Origin of the sequence: Luteitalea sp., from assembly GCF_022842525.1 — a bacterium.
Classification (GTDB): Bacteria; Acidobacteriota; Vicinamibacteria; order Vicinamibacterales; family Vicinamibacteraceae; genus Luteitalea.
The window spans coordinates 76,458-91,873 of record NZ_JALHPM010000005.1 but is presented as its reverse complement, the minus strand read 5'-3'; the positions used below and the strand labels follow the sequence as shown (position 1 = coordinate 91,873).

The following is a 15,416-nucleotide window of genomic DNA, read 5'->3' as shown; positions in this document are numbered from 1 at the left end:
CCGATCGCAGCGGGGAGGAGGTGCACTCAGTGGCGGCGCCGGCGCGCCACCACCGCGGCCACGGCCGCGCCCACCAGCGTCAGAGTCGCGGGCTCGGGGACGGGCTCGGCGTAGATGAAGTCGTCCATGGCGACCCGGTCGCCGGGCAGGCGGCTGCCGAGTGGCACCTCGCCCGAGGTGATGCGGACCCGACCGATGCGCGGGTCCGTGTCGAAGAAGCCGGCAAACGACAGCGACCCGGCGCCGGCGGCCGGCGCGTACACCGAGGCGATCAGATCGTCCTGCCGGTCGAACAACTGGATGAACGTGGTGTTGGCCACCGCGACGCCGGTGAAGACGGCGCCGAAGCCGGTGACGAACGCCGGTGCGGTCGTACCCGGGACGAAGAAGTGCACGTCGGTGATGGTGCTGCCGACGGCGGTGAACAGGCGCTGGGGGCTGAACGGCGTGAAGTCGGCGCTGATGCCCGGTTCGAGGTTGTCGAACTCGAGCGGCTGACCCGACGCGAGAGTGGCGCTCACCTCAAAGCCGCTCCCGGGCGTCGAGTACACCGATCCCCTCGGCGAGTTGACGTTGAAGAAGTCGGGGGGGAAGCAGATTGGCGTTGAGCGCCCCGAGGGTGGTGCGGAAGGCATCCACCGTGTCCTGGATGTCGGCGGCCAGCGCGCCGCTGTCCGTGAAGGTCAGGGGCGCAGCGCTCGCCCCCGACGAGATGGAGACGGCGAGTACGGTCCACACCACGGTGCGCGCGAGGCGCGTGACGGCACGGATGGGGTTCGATGTGGCACGGAGGTGACGTGAGTAAGGCATCATGACGGGACTCCCTGGAGACGAATGCGATCGGTCTGGACGTGACCGGACTGCCATGCGTACGGTAGGAGGCGACGCCCCCGCCAGGCGTTAGGGGCCTCTGAAAGTTCGGTGAAGGGTCCGTGATCTCGTGATGCCCGTGCCGCCCACCCCGCGTGTCTACCGGTTCGGCCCGTGGCGGCTGATGCCGGCCGAACATCGCCTGCTGCTGCGGGACACCCCCGTCACGCTGACGCCCAGGGCCTTCGAGACCCTCTGCGCGCTGGTCGAACGCCACGGCCATCTCGTGACCACGCAGGCCCTGCTCGACACGGTCTGGGCCGGCACCTTCGTCGAGCAGAACAACCTCACGCAGCAGATCTCGGCGCTGCGCCGCCTGCTCGGCGGCCCCGACCCCGGCGTCACCTATATCGAGACGGTGCCTCGTCGGGGGTATCGCTTCGTGGCACCCGTCACGGTCGAGGTGGATGAGGCACCGGCCTTGCCGACGCCGACGTCGACGCCCGTCACGGACATCGTGGTCCGCGCCGGACGACCGCGACCGACCACGCAGTACACGCTGAGCGGCGACACGAGCATCGCCTATCAGGTGGTCGGGGACGGACCGATCGATCTCGTCTTCGTGATGGGCTGGGTGTCGCACCTCGACTACTTCTGGGAAGAGCCGTCGTTCGCGCGCTTCCTGACCCGGCTGGCGTCGTTCTCCCGTCTCATCCTGTTCGACAAGCGCGGCACGGGCCTCTCCGATCGCGTGGCGGAGCTGCCCTCGCTCGAGCAGCGGATGGACGACGTCCGGGCGGTGATGGACGCGGTGGGCTCGACGCGGGCCGCGCTGCTCGGCGTGTCGGAAGGCGGCCCCATGTGCAGCCTGTTTGCCGCCACCTATCCGGACAAGACCCTCGGGTTGGTGATGATCGGGTCGTACGCGCGTCGTCTGCATGCGCCCGACTACCCGTGGGCGCCGACCCGCGAGCAGCGCGACGCCTTCCTCGACGAGATTCGCCGCCACTGGGGCACACCGATCGGCATCGACGATCGCGCGCCGTCGCGCAAGGACGACCCCGCGTTCCGCACCTGGTGGGCCACGTACCTGCGCATGGGCGCCAGCCCCGGCGCCGCCCTGGCGCTGACGCGCATGAACGCCGACATCGACGTCCGCGAGGTGCTGCCGCTCATCCGGGTGCCGACGCTGCTGCTGCATCGCGTCGGCGACCGGGCGCTGCGCGTCGAGGAGAGCCGCTACATGGCCAGCCGCATCCCGGGCGCCAGGCTGGTCGAACTGCCGGGCGACGACCATCTGCCGTTCGTCGGCGAGCAGGACCGCCTGCTCGACGAGATCGAGGGCTTCCTCACGGGCTTCAGGCCGGGCGACGACGACACGCGCGTGCTGGCGACGGTGCTGACCGGGCGGATCGAGCCACGGGACGGCGCGGACGCCGATGCCGCGGCGCGCGAACGATTGCTGGCCGCCGTCACCCGTCACGTCGAGCACTACCGTGGCGCGACCGTCCACGTCGACGATCAGGATGTGCTGGCCGCGTTCGACGGCCCGGTGCGGGCCATCCGCTGCGCCGTGGCCATCGCGCAGACGGCGGCGCGCCTCGAGTGGGAGTGCTGCGTGGGCCTCGACATCGGCGAGGTGCGACTGTTCGGGCCGCGCGTCGAGGGGCCGGCGGTGGCGCGCAGTGCCGAGGTCGCGCGTGTGGCGCGGCGCGGGGCGGTCGTGGTGTCGCGCCCGGTGCACGACCTGGTGGCGGGCGCCGGATTGGGGTTCGTCAGGGCCTCGGACGTGACCGTTGCGGATGGGCAGGTGTGGCCGACGTTCGAAGTGGATCCGGAGAGCCTGCGTCCGACGATCTCGGCGATGGTCTGACACCGCGTCGCATCGAAAATCTTGTGGCGCGGGTGTTCGGTTCGGCGCTCGTCATCGTTATGTGGAAAAGAAGGGTCGTCCAGTGGACGGCATCCCGGGGTCGGGCGCGCGGCAGACGGAAGGGAGGGAGGGCCCGACCGTTCGCTTGCGTCTCCGGCCCCGGGTTGCCGGCCCGCTGGGACTCTTCGTCTGGCGTCCACACGCCTGCCTTCCTCACACCACTCCCGACGCCGATCGTCCGCGCCCACCCCGGCCGCAGAATCGCGTACGCTGCATGGTAGACTGCCGCGTTTCTCGGGAGAGGATTTCATGAAAATCGGGCTGCTGGTCGGTCGTGAGTACAGCTTTCCTCCGGCGTTCATCGACAAGGTGAACGAGCTCGGCCGGCCGCATGGCATCACCGGCGAGTACGTGACGCTGAGTGGATCGCCGATGGACGAGCCGCAGCGCTACAAGGTCATCGTCGATCGCATCTCGCACGAGGTGGAGTACTACCGCGGCTTCCTCAAGCTCGCGGTGCTCAACGGCACCTACGTCATCAACAACCCGTTCTGGTGGACGGCCGACGACAAGTTCTTCAACTACGCGCTGATGGCGCGCCTGGGCGTGGCCATTCCACGCACGGTGCTGCTGCCGCAGAAGGCGTACCCGCACGATGTGGACATCCAGCCGGCGTCGCTGCGCAACATGGGCTACCCGCTCGACTGGGACGGTCTGCTCGACTACACGGGACGCCCGGCGATCCTGAAGCCGTTCTCGGGGGGTGGCTGGAAGCACGTCTACAAGGTGCACACCCGCGAGGAACTGCTGGCCGCCTACGACGGCACGGCGCCGTACTGCATGACGCTGCAGCAGTTCATCCACTTCGACAAGTACGTGCGCTGCTTCACCTTCGGCAAGCACGACATCGTCCCCGTGGTGTACGACCCGCATGCGCGTCAGTATTTGATCCAGCACGACTACTTGTCGGCCGAGGTCGGCGCCCGCGTGGTGAAGGACGCCCAGACCATCAACGAAGCGCTGGGCTACGAGATGAACACCATCGAGTTCGGCATCGAAGACGACGTGCCGTACGCGATCGACTTCCTGAACCCGGCGCCCGACTTCGAGCGCGACCGCATCACGCCGTTCTACTTCGACATGGTCGTCGACAAGATGGCGCGGCTCTGCATCGACCGGGCGCTGAACGGCCACCAGAGCAACATGTTCCCCAAGTGGGAGCAGATGCTCGGCCTCGGCGCCGCGTCGGGGTTCGTGGGGAGCCCCGTGCCCTGAGCGTGGGCGCGTCGACCTGAAGGTCGACGCCTACAGTCGCCGGCGGAGCCGTCGTCCCTCGTCCACATGTCGCGGCTGCAGGGTGACACCGAGCAGCATCGAGTGCGAACGCCGGACACGCGCCCTCCGGGCCCTGGTGTAGCCGTCGACCTTCAGGTCGACGGTCAGTGATCTTCGATGGAGATGGCTGGCCCCTCGATGCCCGATCCGATTCAGACCTGGACGTCCCTCCTCGGCGAGGGGGGCGAGTTCACCGAGGCCTGGTGGGCCGCGCACGCGCAGCGCATGCAGGAGGCCCGGCTGAGGTTCGGCGGGCGCCTGAGCTGTCCGTTCCTGCGGCCGCTGTTCATGACCGTCGAGGACGAAGCACGCCAGCGGGCCGCGTGCGAGGTCGTCGCGCGCGTCGGCGAACGCATCATCCGCGACGCGATGGACGATGCGTCGCTGCTGGCGGACTTCGGCCTGTCGGACGCCGAACGGGCGCTGGTCGCCATCGATCCGGGGTATCGGTACGCCAGCACGGCGAGTCGGCTCGACTCGTTCCTCCTGCCCGACTCGCTGATGTTCGCCGAGTACAACGCCGAGTCGCCCGCAGGCTTCGGCTACACCGAGGTGCTGGCGGAGGTGTTCGCGGCGCTGCCGATCATGGCGCGCTTCCGCGAGCAGTTCGACGTGCAGGGCTACCAGATGATGGACGCGATGCTCGACGCCCTGCTGGCGAGCTATCGCGACTGGGGCGGCACGGCGTCGCCGCCGACCATCGTCATCACGGACTTCCGCGAGGTGCCGACGTGGAGCGAGTTCGAGATCCTCGCGGCGCACTTCCGCGCCCGCGGCGTGCCGACGGTGGTGGCGGATCCGCGCGATCTGACGATCGTGAACGGACGCCTCGTGGCCGGCGGGCAGGCCATCGACCTCGTCTATCGCCGCGCCCTGATCAACGACCTGGTGGCGCGCCCCGATGACACCCGCGTCCTCGTGCAGGCCTACCGCGATCGGCTCGCGTGCATGGCCAACACGCTGCGCTGCAAGATCCCGCACAAGAAGTCGTTCTTCGCCGTGCTGACCGACGAGGCGCATGCCGCACGGTTCAGCGCCGACGAGCAGGCCATCATCCGGGCCCACGTGCCCTGGACACGCGTGGTCGCCGAGCGGCGCACGCGCACGAGTGGCGGCACCGACGTCGACCTCGCGGCCTTCGTGCGTGATCGGCGCGATCAGCTGGTGCTGAAGCCCACCGACGACTTCGGTGGGCATGGCGTCACGCTCGGGTGGGAGACGGAGGCGTCGGCGTGGGACGCCGCGCTCGCCACCGCGCTGGCCGCGCCGGCGGGCACGTGGATTGTGCAGGAGCGCATCCCGGTGCGCCGCGAGGACTTCCCGATGGTCGACGTCGACCCGCATCGGGTGACGACCCGCAACATGCTGGTGGACTGCGCGCCCTACATGTTCCGCGGCAAGGTCTGTGGGTTCCTCACCCGCCTCAGTGCGTCCGGCCTGGCGAACGTGACGAGCGGTGGCGGGCAGGTGCCCGCGTTCCGTGTGGTGGCAATGTGAAATGTGACATCTGAAATTCCAGAGGGCCGCGGCTCCGCCGCGTGCCCCTCGGAGATCCCGGCGCGAGCGAAGGCCGGAGGGCGAGCCGCCGAGAATTTGGAATGTCACATTTCAAATCACAGGAGTCTGCCCACGTACTCCCACATCATGTGGTGCCAGTACGGCCAGTCGTGGCCGCCCTGGGGCCCCCAGTCGTCGAGGTGGTGCGGGATGCTGCGGCGACGCAGGACCTCGGCGAAGCGGTAGGTCTCTTCGGGACGCTCGAAGGGTCCATGGCCGGTGGCCAGGTGGACGTGCGACGAGGCGATCTGCTGGTAGAACCAGGGGTCGGTGATGCCGCCGAGGTAGTCGATCGGGTTGTTGAAGTAGAAGTGGCTGTCGTACATGCCGTCCATGAACCGACGCATGTCGTACACACCCGACAGGGCGAAACACCACTTGAAGGTATCGGGGTGCTTGAAGGCGCTGTTGGCCGCGTGGTACGCGCCGAGGGACGCGCCCATGACGGCGATGGGCGGCAGGCCCTTGCAGTGGTCGTGGATGAACGGCACGACCTCCCGGCGGATGTAGTCGTCGTACTGCTTCTGCATCCAGCTGCGGTGGAACGGGTGGGCGCCCCGGTTGTAGAAGGACTCGGCCGACACCGACCGCACGGAATAGACCTTGATCCGCCCCTGCTCGATGTACGGCGCGAGGGTGGCGATCATCCGCTGTCCCTCCATCTCCCACTCGTCGCCACCGCTCGTCGGAAAGGCGAGCAGCGGCGTGCCGTAGTGGCCGTACGAGACGAGCCCCATGTCGAAGCCGAGGCGGGGCGAGAACCACTGGTGGTACTGGCGTTCCATGCGGGGACCATGAGACCCCGGAAGGCGCAGCCGTGTCCAGCGAGGTCAGGGCGCCGCGGCCTCTTCGATCACGACCTCGGGGTCGAACAGGACGAAGGGGCCGGCGCCGGGCGCCCGACCGCCGATCGAGAACGACCGCGTGAAGGTCTGCGACCCGGCACGGTACGGCAGCGACATGCAGGTCTGCACGAACGGACGCGCCCCAGGCGCCAGCGTCTGCGTGAACACGGTGGCGTCGCAGTCGCGGAAGCGGAGCGCGTTGCCTTCGGCGGCCGACAGCGTCAGCTGCACCTGCACCGGCACGGCGCATCGGTTGGCGACGATGAAGCGGAACCGGACCGCGCTGCCAGCGCCACCGCTGTTGCCCGCGACGTCCTCGAAGCGCTTGGTGTCGTCCTTGCGCCAGAAGCAGTCGACGCCTGGGGCGACCCGCTTCGACTGATCGGCCAGGGCATCGGATCCGGGGACCAGACACGCCTTCACGTCGGCGTCGCCGCGCGGATTGCAGGTGGCGGCGTTGGCATTGGGCACACGCGAGAAGCGGCGTTCGAGCACGTCGGCCTCGGGCTGCGCCAGCAGTCGCGCGACAGGCGAGACGTCGGTCACGGTGGCGGCCAGGGCGAACAGGGTGAAGGCGATGGCCGTCAGGGCGAGGAGGGTGCGTCGGGGCACTCGGGGACTCCAGTCTGGGTCTAGAGGAGGCTGCCGAACTCCGGCAGGGTCTTCAGGCGCTGCAGCACGTCGTGCTCCAGCAGGGTGGACAGGGGTGCACCGCGTGCCTGCAGCGCGCGGACGATGCGCAGGGCGTCGGCGGGACGATCGCACAGCGCCCACGCATTGGCCAGGTTGGCGGCCACCGACGGATTGAGGCTCCCGAGGCTCTCGGCTGTTGCAGCCACGCTCGCGGCCTCTCCGCACTGGCCGAGCCGCGCCAGCGCGTAGGCGGCGGTGCCCAGCGCGCGCGCGTCCGCCGGATTGGTCGCCGCCTGCGCGCGCGCCAGTTCCGCGGCATGCGTGAAGGCCCGCGCCGCGTCGGCCTTCTTCGACTGCCGCAGCAACGCGTCGCCGACGTTGCGGTGCATCACGGCATCGCGCGGCGACAGCGTGACCGCCTCGCGGTACAGCCGCTCGGCGACGGCGAAGTCGCCGCGCACGTACTGCACCGTGGCCAGGTTCGACAGCGCCGCCGCCGTCCGACGGATGGCGAGGGATCGCTCGTACGGCTGGACGGCGCCGTCGAGGTTGCCGGCCATCTGGCGTGCCGCGCCGAGCATCTGGAAGCCCCACGGGTTGTCCGGCTGCAACTGCGTGAGGACCTCGAAGCTGCGGCCGGCCTCGGGGTACCGGCCGGCATTGAAGAGGGTCGCGCCGAGCGCGCGATGGTTCGCCCAGCTTCCCGGCCGCAGCGTGACGGCGCGCGTGATGAGGGTCACCCCATCGTCCACACTCCCCTGCTGCGCTTCGAGTTCGCCGAGCAGCCGCAGTGCCACGTCGTCGTCTGGCGCGGTCTCGAGGACGTCGTGCAGGGCTCGGGCCGCGTCGGGATAGCGTCCACGCTCGCGCATCAGCAGCGCGAGGGTCGTGCGGGTTTCCGGCAGATTGGCCTCGCGGGTGAGCGCCTCGAGCAGGGACAGCTGCGCGGCGTCGAGTGCCGCCGTGTCCCGGGTGGCGCGGTAGCGCAGCCAGTGGACGCGACCGAGTTCGGCATGCGCGGCGGCGTAGGCCGGATCGCGCCTCACGGTCTGCTCCAGCAGGTCGGCGGCACGCGCGAGGTTGCCGGGCAGGTCCGGGCGTTCGGCGTACTGGCGCGCCTGTGAATACTGCCCGAGCGACAGCGCCGTGGGCGCGAAGGCGGGCGTCTGCAGGCGGCCGGCCGTTCCTTCGCCGAGCCAGGTCCGCACGTCGCCGGCAACGAGCGCGGCCAGGTGCGGCAGGGCGTCCGGCGCGCCGAATCGGGTCGCGGTATGGACGACGGCACCGTCACTGGCCCGCAGCACGGCGACACTGAGTCTGATGGTCGACCGCATGGTCGCCACGGTGGGGACCAGCACATGTGACAACCCCTCGTCCTTCAGCGCCGCCACGAGCGTCGCGGTGTCGTCGGTCAGCGCCGGGACGTCCGAGGTGACGAGCCGGGCGCGTCCCAGGGGGCGGAGCGCCTGCCGCAGCAGGTCGGCGGCCGCCGCGGACGTGGACGAGGCCGAGGCGGCGTCGACGCGGGGCACCACGGCCAGCACGGGCGTCCCCGGCGCGACCGGGCCGCGATCGCCTCTGACGATGGCGAGGCCACCGGTCACGCAGCCGCCCCCGACGAGCAGGGCGGTGATGGCAAAGGCGCCGCTGCGGCGGTGGCGCGCGACGACGGGGGCACCGGACGCTGACAGCCGCGGCAGTTCGCGGAGCAGGGCGGCGGCGTCCGCTGGCCGGGTGTCCGGGGACTCGGCCTGGGCACGTCGGCCGAGATGGCGCAACTGGCGCGCCAGCAGGGTCGGCAGGGGGTGCTTCGCCCGCGTGCAGTCGATCGGCAGGTCCTCGATCATCACGCCGAGGGCATAGACGTCGGCTGCCGGGGTGGGGCGACGTCCCCGCTGCACCTCGGGGGCGGCCCATTTCGGCGTGAAGGCCGGCTGTCGTGTCTCGTCGGTGCCCGGCGCCGAGTCGGGCCCCGTCAGCCCGAGCTGGGCGATCCCGAAGTCCAGCACCTTGGGGACGCCGTTGTCGGCCACCACGATGTTGGACGGCTTGAGGTCGCAGTGGACCACGCCACGGCCGTGCGCGTAGGCGACCGCTTCGAGGATGCGCTCCATGGCCGCCAGCAGCTGCGCCGGGGTCTGGCCCTGCTCGACCCAGTCGTCCCAGGTGGTCCCTTCGACGTACTCGAGGACGAGTGCCGGGGGATCGAGGTCCAGTACGTCGTAGATCGCTGCGACGCCCGGGTGATTCAGGGCCGCGAGGGCCCGGGCCTCGTGCAGCACGCGCTGGCGGGCCTGCGCGCCTTGCAGCGAGATGTCGCGCAGCCGCTTGACCGCGACACGCCGGTCGAGCACGAGGTCGTCGGCCAGGTCGACCGTACCCATGCCACCACGACCGAGCTGCCGGACGAGCCGATAGCGCTCGACGAGCACCTCCTGCGCGGAGCGCTCGCCGCCAACGTCAGTGACGGCCACCTCTCGTGTCATGGGCGGGGGCATTATCGCTCAGGTGGACGGGCTTGACCGGCCGGAGAGGGGAACGCTAACCTGCCTGTCCGGTCTCGGGTCCGGTAGCCATGGCAGATCACGGAATGTCGGACGACCAGTACGAAGTGCTCGGGGAAGCGGGCGAGTGTTCCGTGTACCGCTGCGAGCACGGGTGCCTCCATGTGCAGATCGGCGATCTGAACCTGCGGATCGAGGACGACCGTTTTGCCGAGCTCGCCGAAGCCGTGGCCGCCGCCACCCAGGCCTCGCCGACCCTGCTCCGCTGGCCAGCCACCACCGGCAACGGTCCCGCTCACTGACGCACAACGCTGGCCGACGGCCAGACGCACACGCGTCGGATTGAACGACGCGCCTCTCCATTTCGTCCCACCCTCATCCGGTTCGTCCCGAACTCGTTGTGAGCGGGCACGCGGGCGGGATAGGACGAGACGTGGCCTGGCTCAGCCGCCTGTTCCGCACGGCCCCCACGATGGGCGTTACCCCTCCCGCCATGGACGAGGTGGAGGCGCCGCGCATGGGCGATCTGCGCACAGCGGTGGTCGACACCCTGCGCATGCCCCATGCCTCGCACACCGCGGCCATCGAGCGCCGGGGCTGGTTGCTGCTCGCGGCCGTGCTCGTCGTGCTCAGCCTGGTGACGATGCCGCAGCTGGCGCTGCAGTACCGGATGCGCGGGGTCGAGCTGCCGCTCGTCGAGATCGTGTTCTCCGGCTTTGCGACCTGGCTGCCCTTCCTGCTGCTGGCGCCGGCGATCTTCAGCATGGCGCGGCAGTTCCCGCTCGAACCCGGCAACTGGCGCCGCTCCTTCGGCGTCCACGTGCTCGGGTCGCTGGCCGTCTGCGTAGCCTACGCCGGGTGCCGCTGGGGCGTCAGCCACATTCCCTACGTCGACCCGCAGCCGCTGCCGTTCTCGTGGCTGCTCGTGTCGCAGTTCTACCTCGCCTTCCAGTCCTACTGGGTGCTCGTCTCGGTGCACCAGGCGTGGCACAACTACAAGCGCTTCCGCGACCGCGCCCTCCGCGCCTCGCAGCTCGAAGCCCGCCTGGCACGGGCCCAGCTCGAGGTCCTCAAGGGCCAGTTGCACCCGCACTTCCTCTTCAACACGCTCAATGCCATCTCGACCCTGGTCCACCGCGACCCCCACGGGGCCGACGAGATGATCACGCAGCTCAGCGATCTCCTCCGCCTGTCCCTCGACTCGATCGGGGTCCAGGAGGTGCGCCTGGGACAGGAAGTGGAGTTCCTGAGCCGCTATCTGGATATCCAGCGCACGCGCTTCCAGGATCGCCTGAAGGTCGACGTCGATGTGCCGGAACACCTGCTGCACGTCCTCGTACCTAATCAGGTGCTGCAACCCATCGCCGAGAACGCCATCAAGCACGGCCTGGCCACACGGCCGGAGTGCGGACGCATCGAAGTGACCGCGCGCCGCAGCGGCCACTGGCTCGATCTGGCCGTGCGCGACGACGGCCCCGGCTTCCGGCTCGGACCGGAGGGCCTGCCGATGCGCGGCATCGGTCTGCGCAACACCCGGGAGCGGCTGCGCGAACTCTACGGGCCGGGCGCCGTGCTCACGCTGTCCAACCACCCCGATGGCGGCGCCGTGGTCCGGCTCCGTCTGCCGATTGGCGACGCCGCGGACCTCGCCGCGTCGGTCGAAGGAGTCTCTGCATGACCCTGCGCACCCTCATCGTGGACGACGAACCGCTCGCGCGCGAACGCGTGCGCATGATGCTCGGCATGCACGACGACGTGGCCGTCATCGGCGAGCACGGCGACGGCCAGCAGGCGATCGACGCCATCCGCCGCGAGCGTCCCGACCTCGTGTTCCTCGACGTGCAGATGCCCGGCGTCGATGGCTTCGGCGTGCTGCGCGCGCTCGAGGGCGAGGTCATGCCCTACGTCGTCTTCGTCACGGCGTACGACCAGTACGCGCTCAAGGCCTTCGAGGTCCACGCGCTCGACTACGTGCTCAAACCCTTCAACGCCGAACGCTTCGCCCAGGCCCTGCAGCGCGCCCGCACTGCCATCGCCCGGCGCGAGGAAGCCGAGGGCTCCGTGGACAAGGATCGCCTGCGCTCGCTGGTCGCCTCACTCACCGCCGAGCAGCGCGAGAAACAGCGCATCGTCGTCAAGTCGTCCGGCCGCGTGTTCTTCGTCAAGGTCGACGACATCGACTGGATCGAGGCCGAGGGCAACTACGTGCGCCTGCACATGGGCCCGCAGTCGCACCTGCTGCGCGAGACGATGAAGGGCATGGAGTCGGTGCTCGACGAGTCCCAGTTCATCCGCATCCATCGGTCGACGATCGTCAACGCCGACCGCATCCGCGAGCTGCAGCCGCTCTTCCACGGCGAGTACGCCGTGATCCTGCGCGACGGCACCCGGCTGGTCGCCAGCCGGGGCCCCGACAACCGCCTGAAGAAGCTGCTCGCCGAAGCGACCATCCACGGGTAGGGCCCGCTGGTCCATGGGTAGGGCCGGCTGGTCCTGGGTAGGGCCGGCTGGCCCATGGGTAGGGCCGGCTCTCCGAGCCGGCCGAACGACGGCCCGTTCGGAGAACGGGCCCTACCCCCTGCCGCTGACGGCCCGTTCGGAGAACGGGCCCTACCCAACGTTGCCCCTCCCTACCGCAGCTTGGTGCCGAAGGCGTTGGCGCCCGCGGCCCACGTCACCGTCTGTCCGTCGATCACCGCGTTGCTGTACGACGCGCGCTCGACGACGATCTGGGCCGTGCCGCCGGTGACGGGCAGGCTCTCCACCACCACGCCGAAGCGCTTGTCGACCGTTGCGGGAAAGAAGACGCCCATCGGCACGTTGAAGCGACCGTTGCCCGGCACGGCGTAGGTGCCGACCTGGGTGGTGCCGTCCTCGAAGACAACGGTCACGCGTACGCTCGCCTCGAACGACGACGTGTTGGCGACCAGCGCGTACGTCTCGATGCCGAAGGGCCCGCCGACCTGCCCGTCGGCCAGGCCCCATTTCTCGCCGGTCTCGATGGCGCCGCGACTGTTGTGGCCTTCGAACCACGACGCGAAGCTGCCCGGCCACCACATCGCGCGCTCGACCAGCACGGGCACCGCATTGGTCGATCGCAGGGACATCGACACGGCCGTATCCGCCAGGCGCGGGTCGTCCTGGTCCACCCAGATGTTGAAGCGACTGTTGGCCGGTACGGTGTAGCTCTTCGTGAACGAGCTGTCCGCCAGCAGGTAGGTCACGTCCATCGTCGCCGCGGTGTCGTTCGGGTTGGCGATCAGCGCGAACAGATCGAAGAATGGCCCCGTCGCCCCCTCGGCCAGGAACCACGTGGTGGACAGCTCCGGAGACGCGGCGCTCTCGTGCCCGGCATCGAACTGCCGGCCGTTGCGCGAGAGGTACATCGCCCGCTCGACGATCACGGCGCGATCCGACGTGAACGCCGCCGACAGCTCGGCATTCGCCAGCAATGCCTGCGGCCCCGCCGGTGTGTCGAACTGCTCCACGTTGACCCAGATGTTGAACCGGCTGTTGCCGCTCACGGTGTAGCTCTTGACGAGCGGCGCCTGCGGCGCTGGCAGCAGGTACCGCACCTGCACGGTCGCCGGATCGGGACCGGGGTTCTGAATCAGATAGAACAGATCGAAGCCCGTCGTCGCCCCCTCTGCGAGATACCACTGCGTCAAAGGCTGGGCGATCGACGTCTCGGTGTGACTGCCGTAGCCGCGGGCATCCCAGCGCATCGTGCGATCGGCGATGAGCGGCTGTGTGCTCTCGATCACCGTGGCCAGTGCCGTGTTCTCGAGGCCCGGGAACGTCGCGGGGTTCACGGTGCGACGTTCGAGCCCGTTCATCGTCAGCGGCGCCGGCACGCTGGTGCCATCCGGCTTCTGGAAGGTCACCACCGCATCGGTGGGCGTGCCCGTCGCGTTGAGCAGGGCGATCTCGGTCGTGAAGAACGATCCGGTGGCGCCCTCGGCGAAGTAGCGCGTGAACACGCCCCTGGTCACCAGGAAGAACGGCGCGACCTCATCCTTCGCGAGGTTGGCGAACGTCTGGCTCGACGGACTGAACTCGAAGGACGGGCGCACCGGCGCCACGCTGTAGGTGCCCCCGGCCGCCAGGCCCGGGAAGGCATACCGGCCGTCGCCATCGGTCTGGACCGTCGCGGTGCTGCTGCCGGTGAGGGTGATGGGCACATCCGGCACGGGGGTGTCGTTGCGGTCGCGCACGATACCGGAGATTTGGAACGTCGGCGGCGCCACCAGGCACGTCGAGAAGCTCGACGTCGAGGCACTGATGGGATCGGCGAGGCCCAGCGCCGTTGCGCTGACGACCGGCAGGGCCGTTGCGCTCACCACGGCGCTGAAGGGCTGCGGCGTGGCGCCGGTCGTCGTGACGAGCGCGTCACCGAGGAAGACCTCGCCCTGCCCGGTGCCGTCGGGGCCACAGGCGGCGTTGCCGAAGAACTCGAGACGATGCTGCACGCCGGCGGGCCCCACCAGCGTGCCGTTGACGGTGGTGCTGCCGGCGCTCCGCACCACGCTGGTCAGGACGGGCGTCTGCGCGCCGTTGTTGGCGGCCAGGACGAAGTGGGAGATCCCGCGCTGCGAGTGGCCGAAGACGCGGTTGCGCGAGACGATCGCATTGGCATTCACGATGGTGACGCCGCGCACGCTGTAGGCGATGACGTTGGCCGCGCCCGGCGCTGCCCCGCCGATCAGGTTGCCGAGACTGAGAGGCCCATCCTCGCGGATGAGAATGCCGTTGTTGGTATTGCCAGCCGGCGTCACGCCGTCCGCGCCGACGCCGATGAGGTTGCCGGAAATCGTCGCGCTCGCGTCGCCAGACACGAAGATCCCCTCCGCGCTGTTGCCGATCACGTTCCCCTCGATCACGGCGTCCCGAGTGACGTTCGAGATGAGGATGCCTTCGCCGCTGTGGCCGAGCGGCGTCACGCCATCGGCGCCGACGCCGATGTAGTTGCCGCGAATGACGATGCCCGTCGCGCTGGCGGTGGCAATGCCGTCGTTGCCGCGGGCGATGACGTTCCGCTCACCAGGCGCCAGCCCGCCGATGGTGAGCGGCGACTGCGTCCTGATGCCAGTCGCCGTTGCGAAGCCCACGGCGGCGGTCCCGGCCCGCGTCGTGTTGAGGTAGTTGCCCTGCACGACGGTGCCTGGCAGGTTGAGCCCGATGATGTTGATGAGCTCGCCGTTCGCGCCAGAGATGAGGTTGCGCTGCGCAGGCAGGCCGCCGCCTATCCGAAATCCGCCGACTTGCCCCCCGCCGGTCCGAAGGATCCCGATACCCCGCGTCGACGTGCCGGGCACCGTGGCGCCGTCAGCGGCGAAGCCAATGAAGCAGCCTTCGACGATGCCGCCGGTGGTGGTGAACCCGGTGCTCCCTCCGTCGATGCGGACGATGTCGCCGCCGCTGCCGACCCAGATTGCCAGCCCTCGCAGGACGACGTTACTGGCGTTGGCGACCCTGACGGTGTCGGCAATCTCAATCCGGATGACCGCGTCGTTGCCGACGACCAGGGTGTTCGGCGACGACCCGGGCTGCGTGAAGCCGTCGATGGTCACCGGTCCCGTGATGGACGGCAGAGCCGTCACCGGCGTGATGACGTGCGGTCCCGCGCCGGGGATGTTGAACACGATCGTGTCGGCCCCCGCCGCCGCATTGGCGTCGAGCATCGCCTGACGCAACGACCCGGCTCCGGCGTTGCTGGTCGTCGTGACCGTGAAGGTCGCGGCCCCTGCCGTTGTCGCCCATCCCGCCATCAGCAGCCCGCACAGGCCCGCTCCCCATCGTCTTGCGCTCACGCCTATCCTCCTGCACCGCATGCGGCGCGTTGTTGCTGGTTTCGACAGT

12 protein-coding genes are annotated in these 15,416 nt (G+C 69.6%); 6 read left to right on the top strand and 6 right to left on the bottom strand.

Going from position 1 to position 15,416, the window contains the following annotated elements; genetic code table 11:
* Positions 1–26 precede the first annotated feature (26 nt).
* Both Q0C41_RS02325 and Q0C41_RS02320 read right to left on the bottom strand, forming a co-directional pair.
* Positions 27–521 (bottom strand): PEP-CTERM sorting domain-containing protein, encoded by a 495-nt coding sequence (locus Q0C41_RS02325; RefSeq protein WP_291980835.1) that lies wholly within the window; start codon positions 519–521, stop codon positions 27–29.
* Between the two features lies 1 nt (position 522).
* Positions 523–813: a hypothetical protein gene (locus Q0C41_RS02320; protein ID WP_291980834.1), complete on the bottom strand. Its 291-nt coding sequence runs from the start codon at positions 811–813 to the stop codon at positions 523–525.
* Between the two features lie 130 nt (positions 814–943).
* Between Q0C41_RS02320 and Q0C41_RS02315 the strand changes: the two genes are divergently transcribed.
* The 3 genes from Q0C41_RS02315 to Q0C41_RS02305 all read left to right on the top strand — a co-directional run bounded on the left by Q0C41_RS02315 (position 944) and on the right by Q0C41_RS02305 (position 5,515).
* A complete protein-coding gene (locus Q0C41_RS02315) occupies positions 944–2,683 on the top strand; it encodes an alpha/beta fold hydrolase (RefSeq protein WP_291980833.1) in 1,740 nt (579 codons plus the stop codon).
* Between the two features lie 309 nt (positions 2,684–2,992).
* Positions 2,993–3,958 carry a hypothetical protein gene (locus Q0C41_RS02310; RefSeq protein WP_291980832.1) on the top strand — a complete coding sequence of 322 codons (966 nt, stop codon included), beginning with the start codon at positions 2,993–2,995 and terminating at the stop codon, positions 3,956–3,958.
* A gap of 198 nt (positions 3,959–4,156) precedes the next feature.
* Positions 4,157–5,515, top strand: coding sequence for a circularly permuted type 2 ATP-grasp protein (locus Q0C41_RS02305; protein WP_291980831.1), 1,359 nt, complete (start codon positions 4,157–4,159; stop codon positions 5,513–5,515).
* A 116-nt stretch (positions 5,516–5,631) separates the two neighbouring features.
* On the opposite strand, the gene Q0C41_RS02300 is transcribed toward Q0C41_RS02305, so the two are convergent.
* From Q0C41_RS02300 to Q0C41_RS02290, 3 genes are read right to left on the bottom strand one after another with little or no spacing between them, the layout of a single operon-like run.
* Positions 5,632–6,360 carry an alpha/beta hydrolase-fold protein gene (locus Q0C41_RS02300; RefSeq protein ID WP_291980830.1) on the bottom strand — a complete coding sequence of 243 codons (729 nt, stop codon included), beginning with the start codon at positions 6,358–6,360 and terminating at the stop codon, positions 5,632–5,634.
* 45 nt (positions 6,361–6,405) lie between these two features.
* Positions 6,406–7,032: a hypothetical protein gene (locus tag Q0C41_RS02295; RefSeq protein ID WP_291980829.1), complete on the bottom strand. Its 627-nt coding sequence runs from the start codon at positions 7,030–7,032 to the stop codon at positions 6,406–6,408.
* A gap of 20 nt (positions 7,033–7,052) precedes the next feature.
* Complete coding sequence (locus Q0C41_RS02290; RefSeq protein ID WP_291980828.1) at positions 7,053–9,539, bottom strand: serine/threonine-protein kinase; 2,487 nt, start codon at positions 9,537–9,539, stop codon at positions 7,053–7,055.
* A gap of 89 nt (positions 9,540–9,628) precedes the next feature.
* Between Q0C41_RS02290 and Q0C41_RS02285 the strand changes: the two genes are divergently transcribed.
* The 3 genes from Q0C41_RS02285 to Q0C41_RS02275 all read left to right on the top strand — a co-directional run bounded on the left by Q0C41_RS02285 (position 9,629) and on the right by Q0C41_RS02275 (position 12,017).
* Positions 9,629–9,859, top strand: a complete 231-nt coding sequence (locus Q0C41_RS02285) for a hypothetical protein (protein WP_291980827.1) — start codon at positions 9,629–9,631, stop codon at positions 9,857–9,859.
* Between the two features lie 131 nt (positions 9,860–9,990).
* A complete protein-coding gene (locus Q0C41_RS02280) occupies positions 9,991–11,235 on the top strand; it encodes a histidine kinase (protein ID WP_291980826.1) in 1,245 nt (414 codons plus the stop codon).
* Positions 11,232–12,017 carry a LytTR family DNA-binding domain-containing protein gene (locus Q0C41_RS02275; protein WP_291980825.1) on the top strand — a complete coding sequence of 262 codons (786 nt, stop codon included), beginning with the start codon at positions 11,232–11,234 and terminating at the stop codon, positions 12,015–12,017. Before Q0C41_RS02280 ends, Q0C41_RS02275 begins: the two co-directional genes overlap by 4 nt.
* A gap of 170 nt (positions 12,018–12,187) precedes the next feature.
* On the opposite strand, the gene Q0C41_RS02270 is transcribed toward Q0C41_RS02275, so the two are convergent.
* Complete coding sequence (locus Q0C41_RS02270) at positions 12,188–15,367, bottom strand: carboxypeptidase regulatory-like domain-containing protein (RefSeq protein WP_291980824.1); 3,180 nt, start codon at positions 15,365–15,367, stop codon at positions 12,188–12,190.
* Positions 15,368–15,416: the final 49 nt, after the last annotated feature.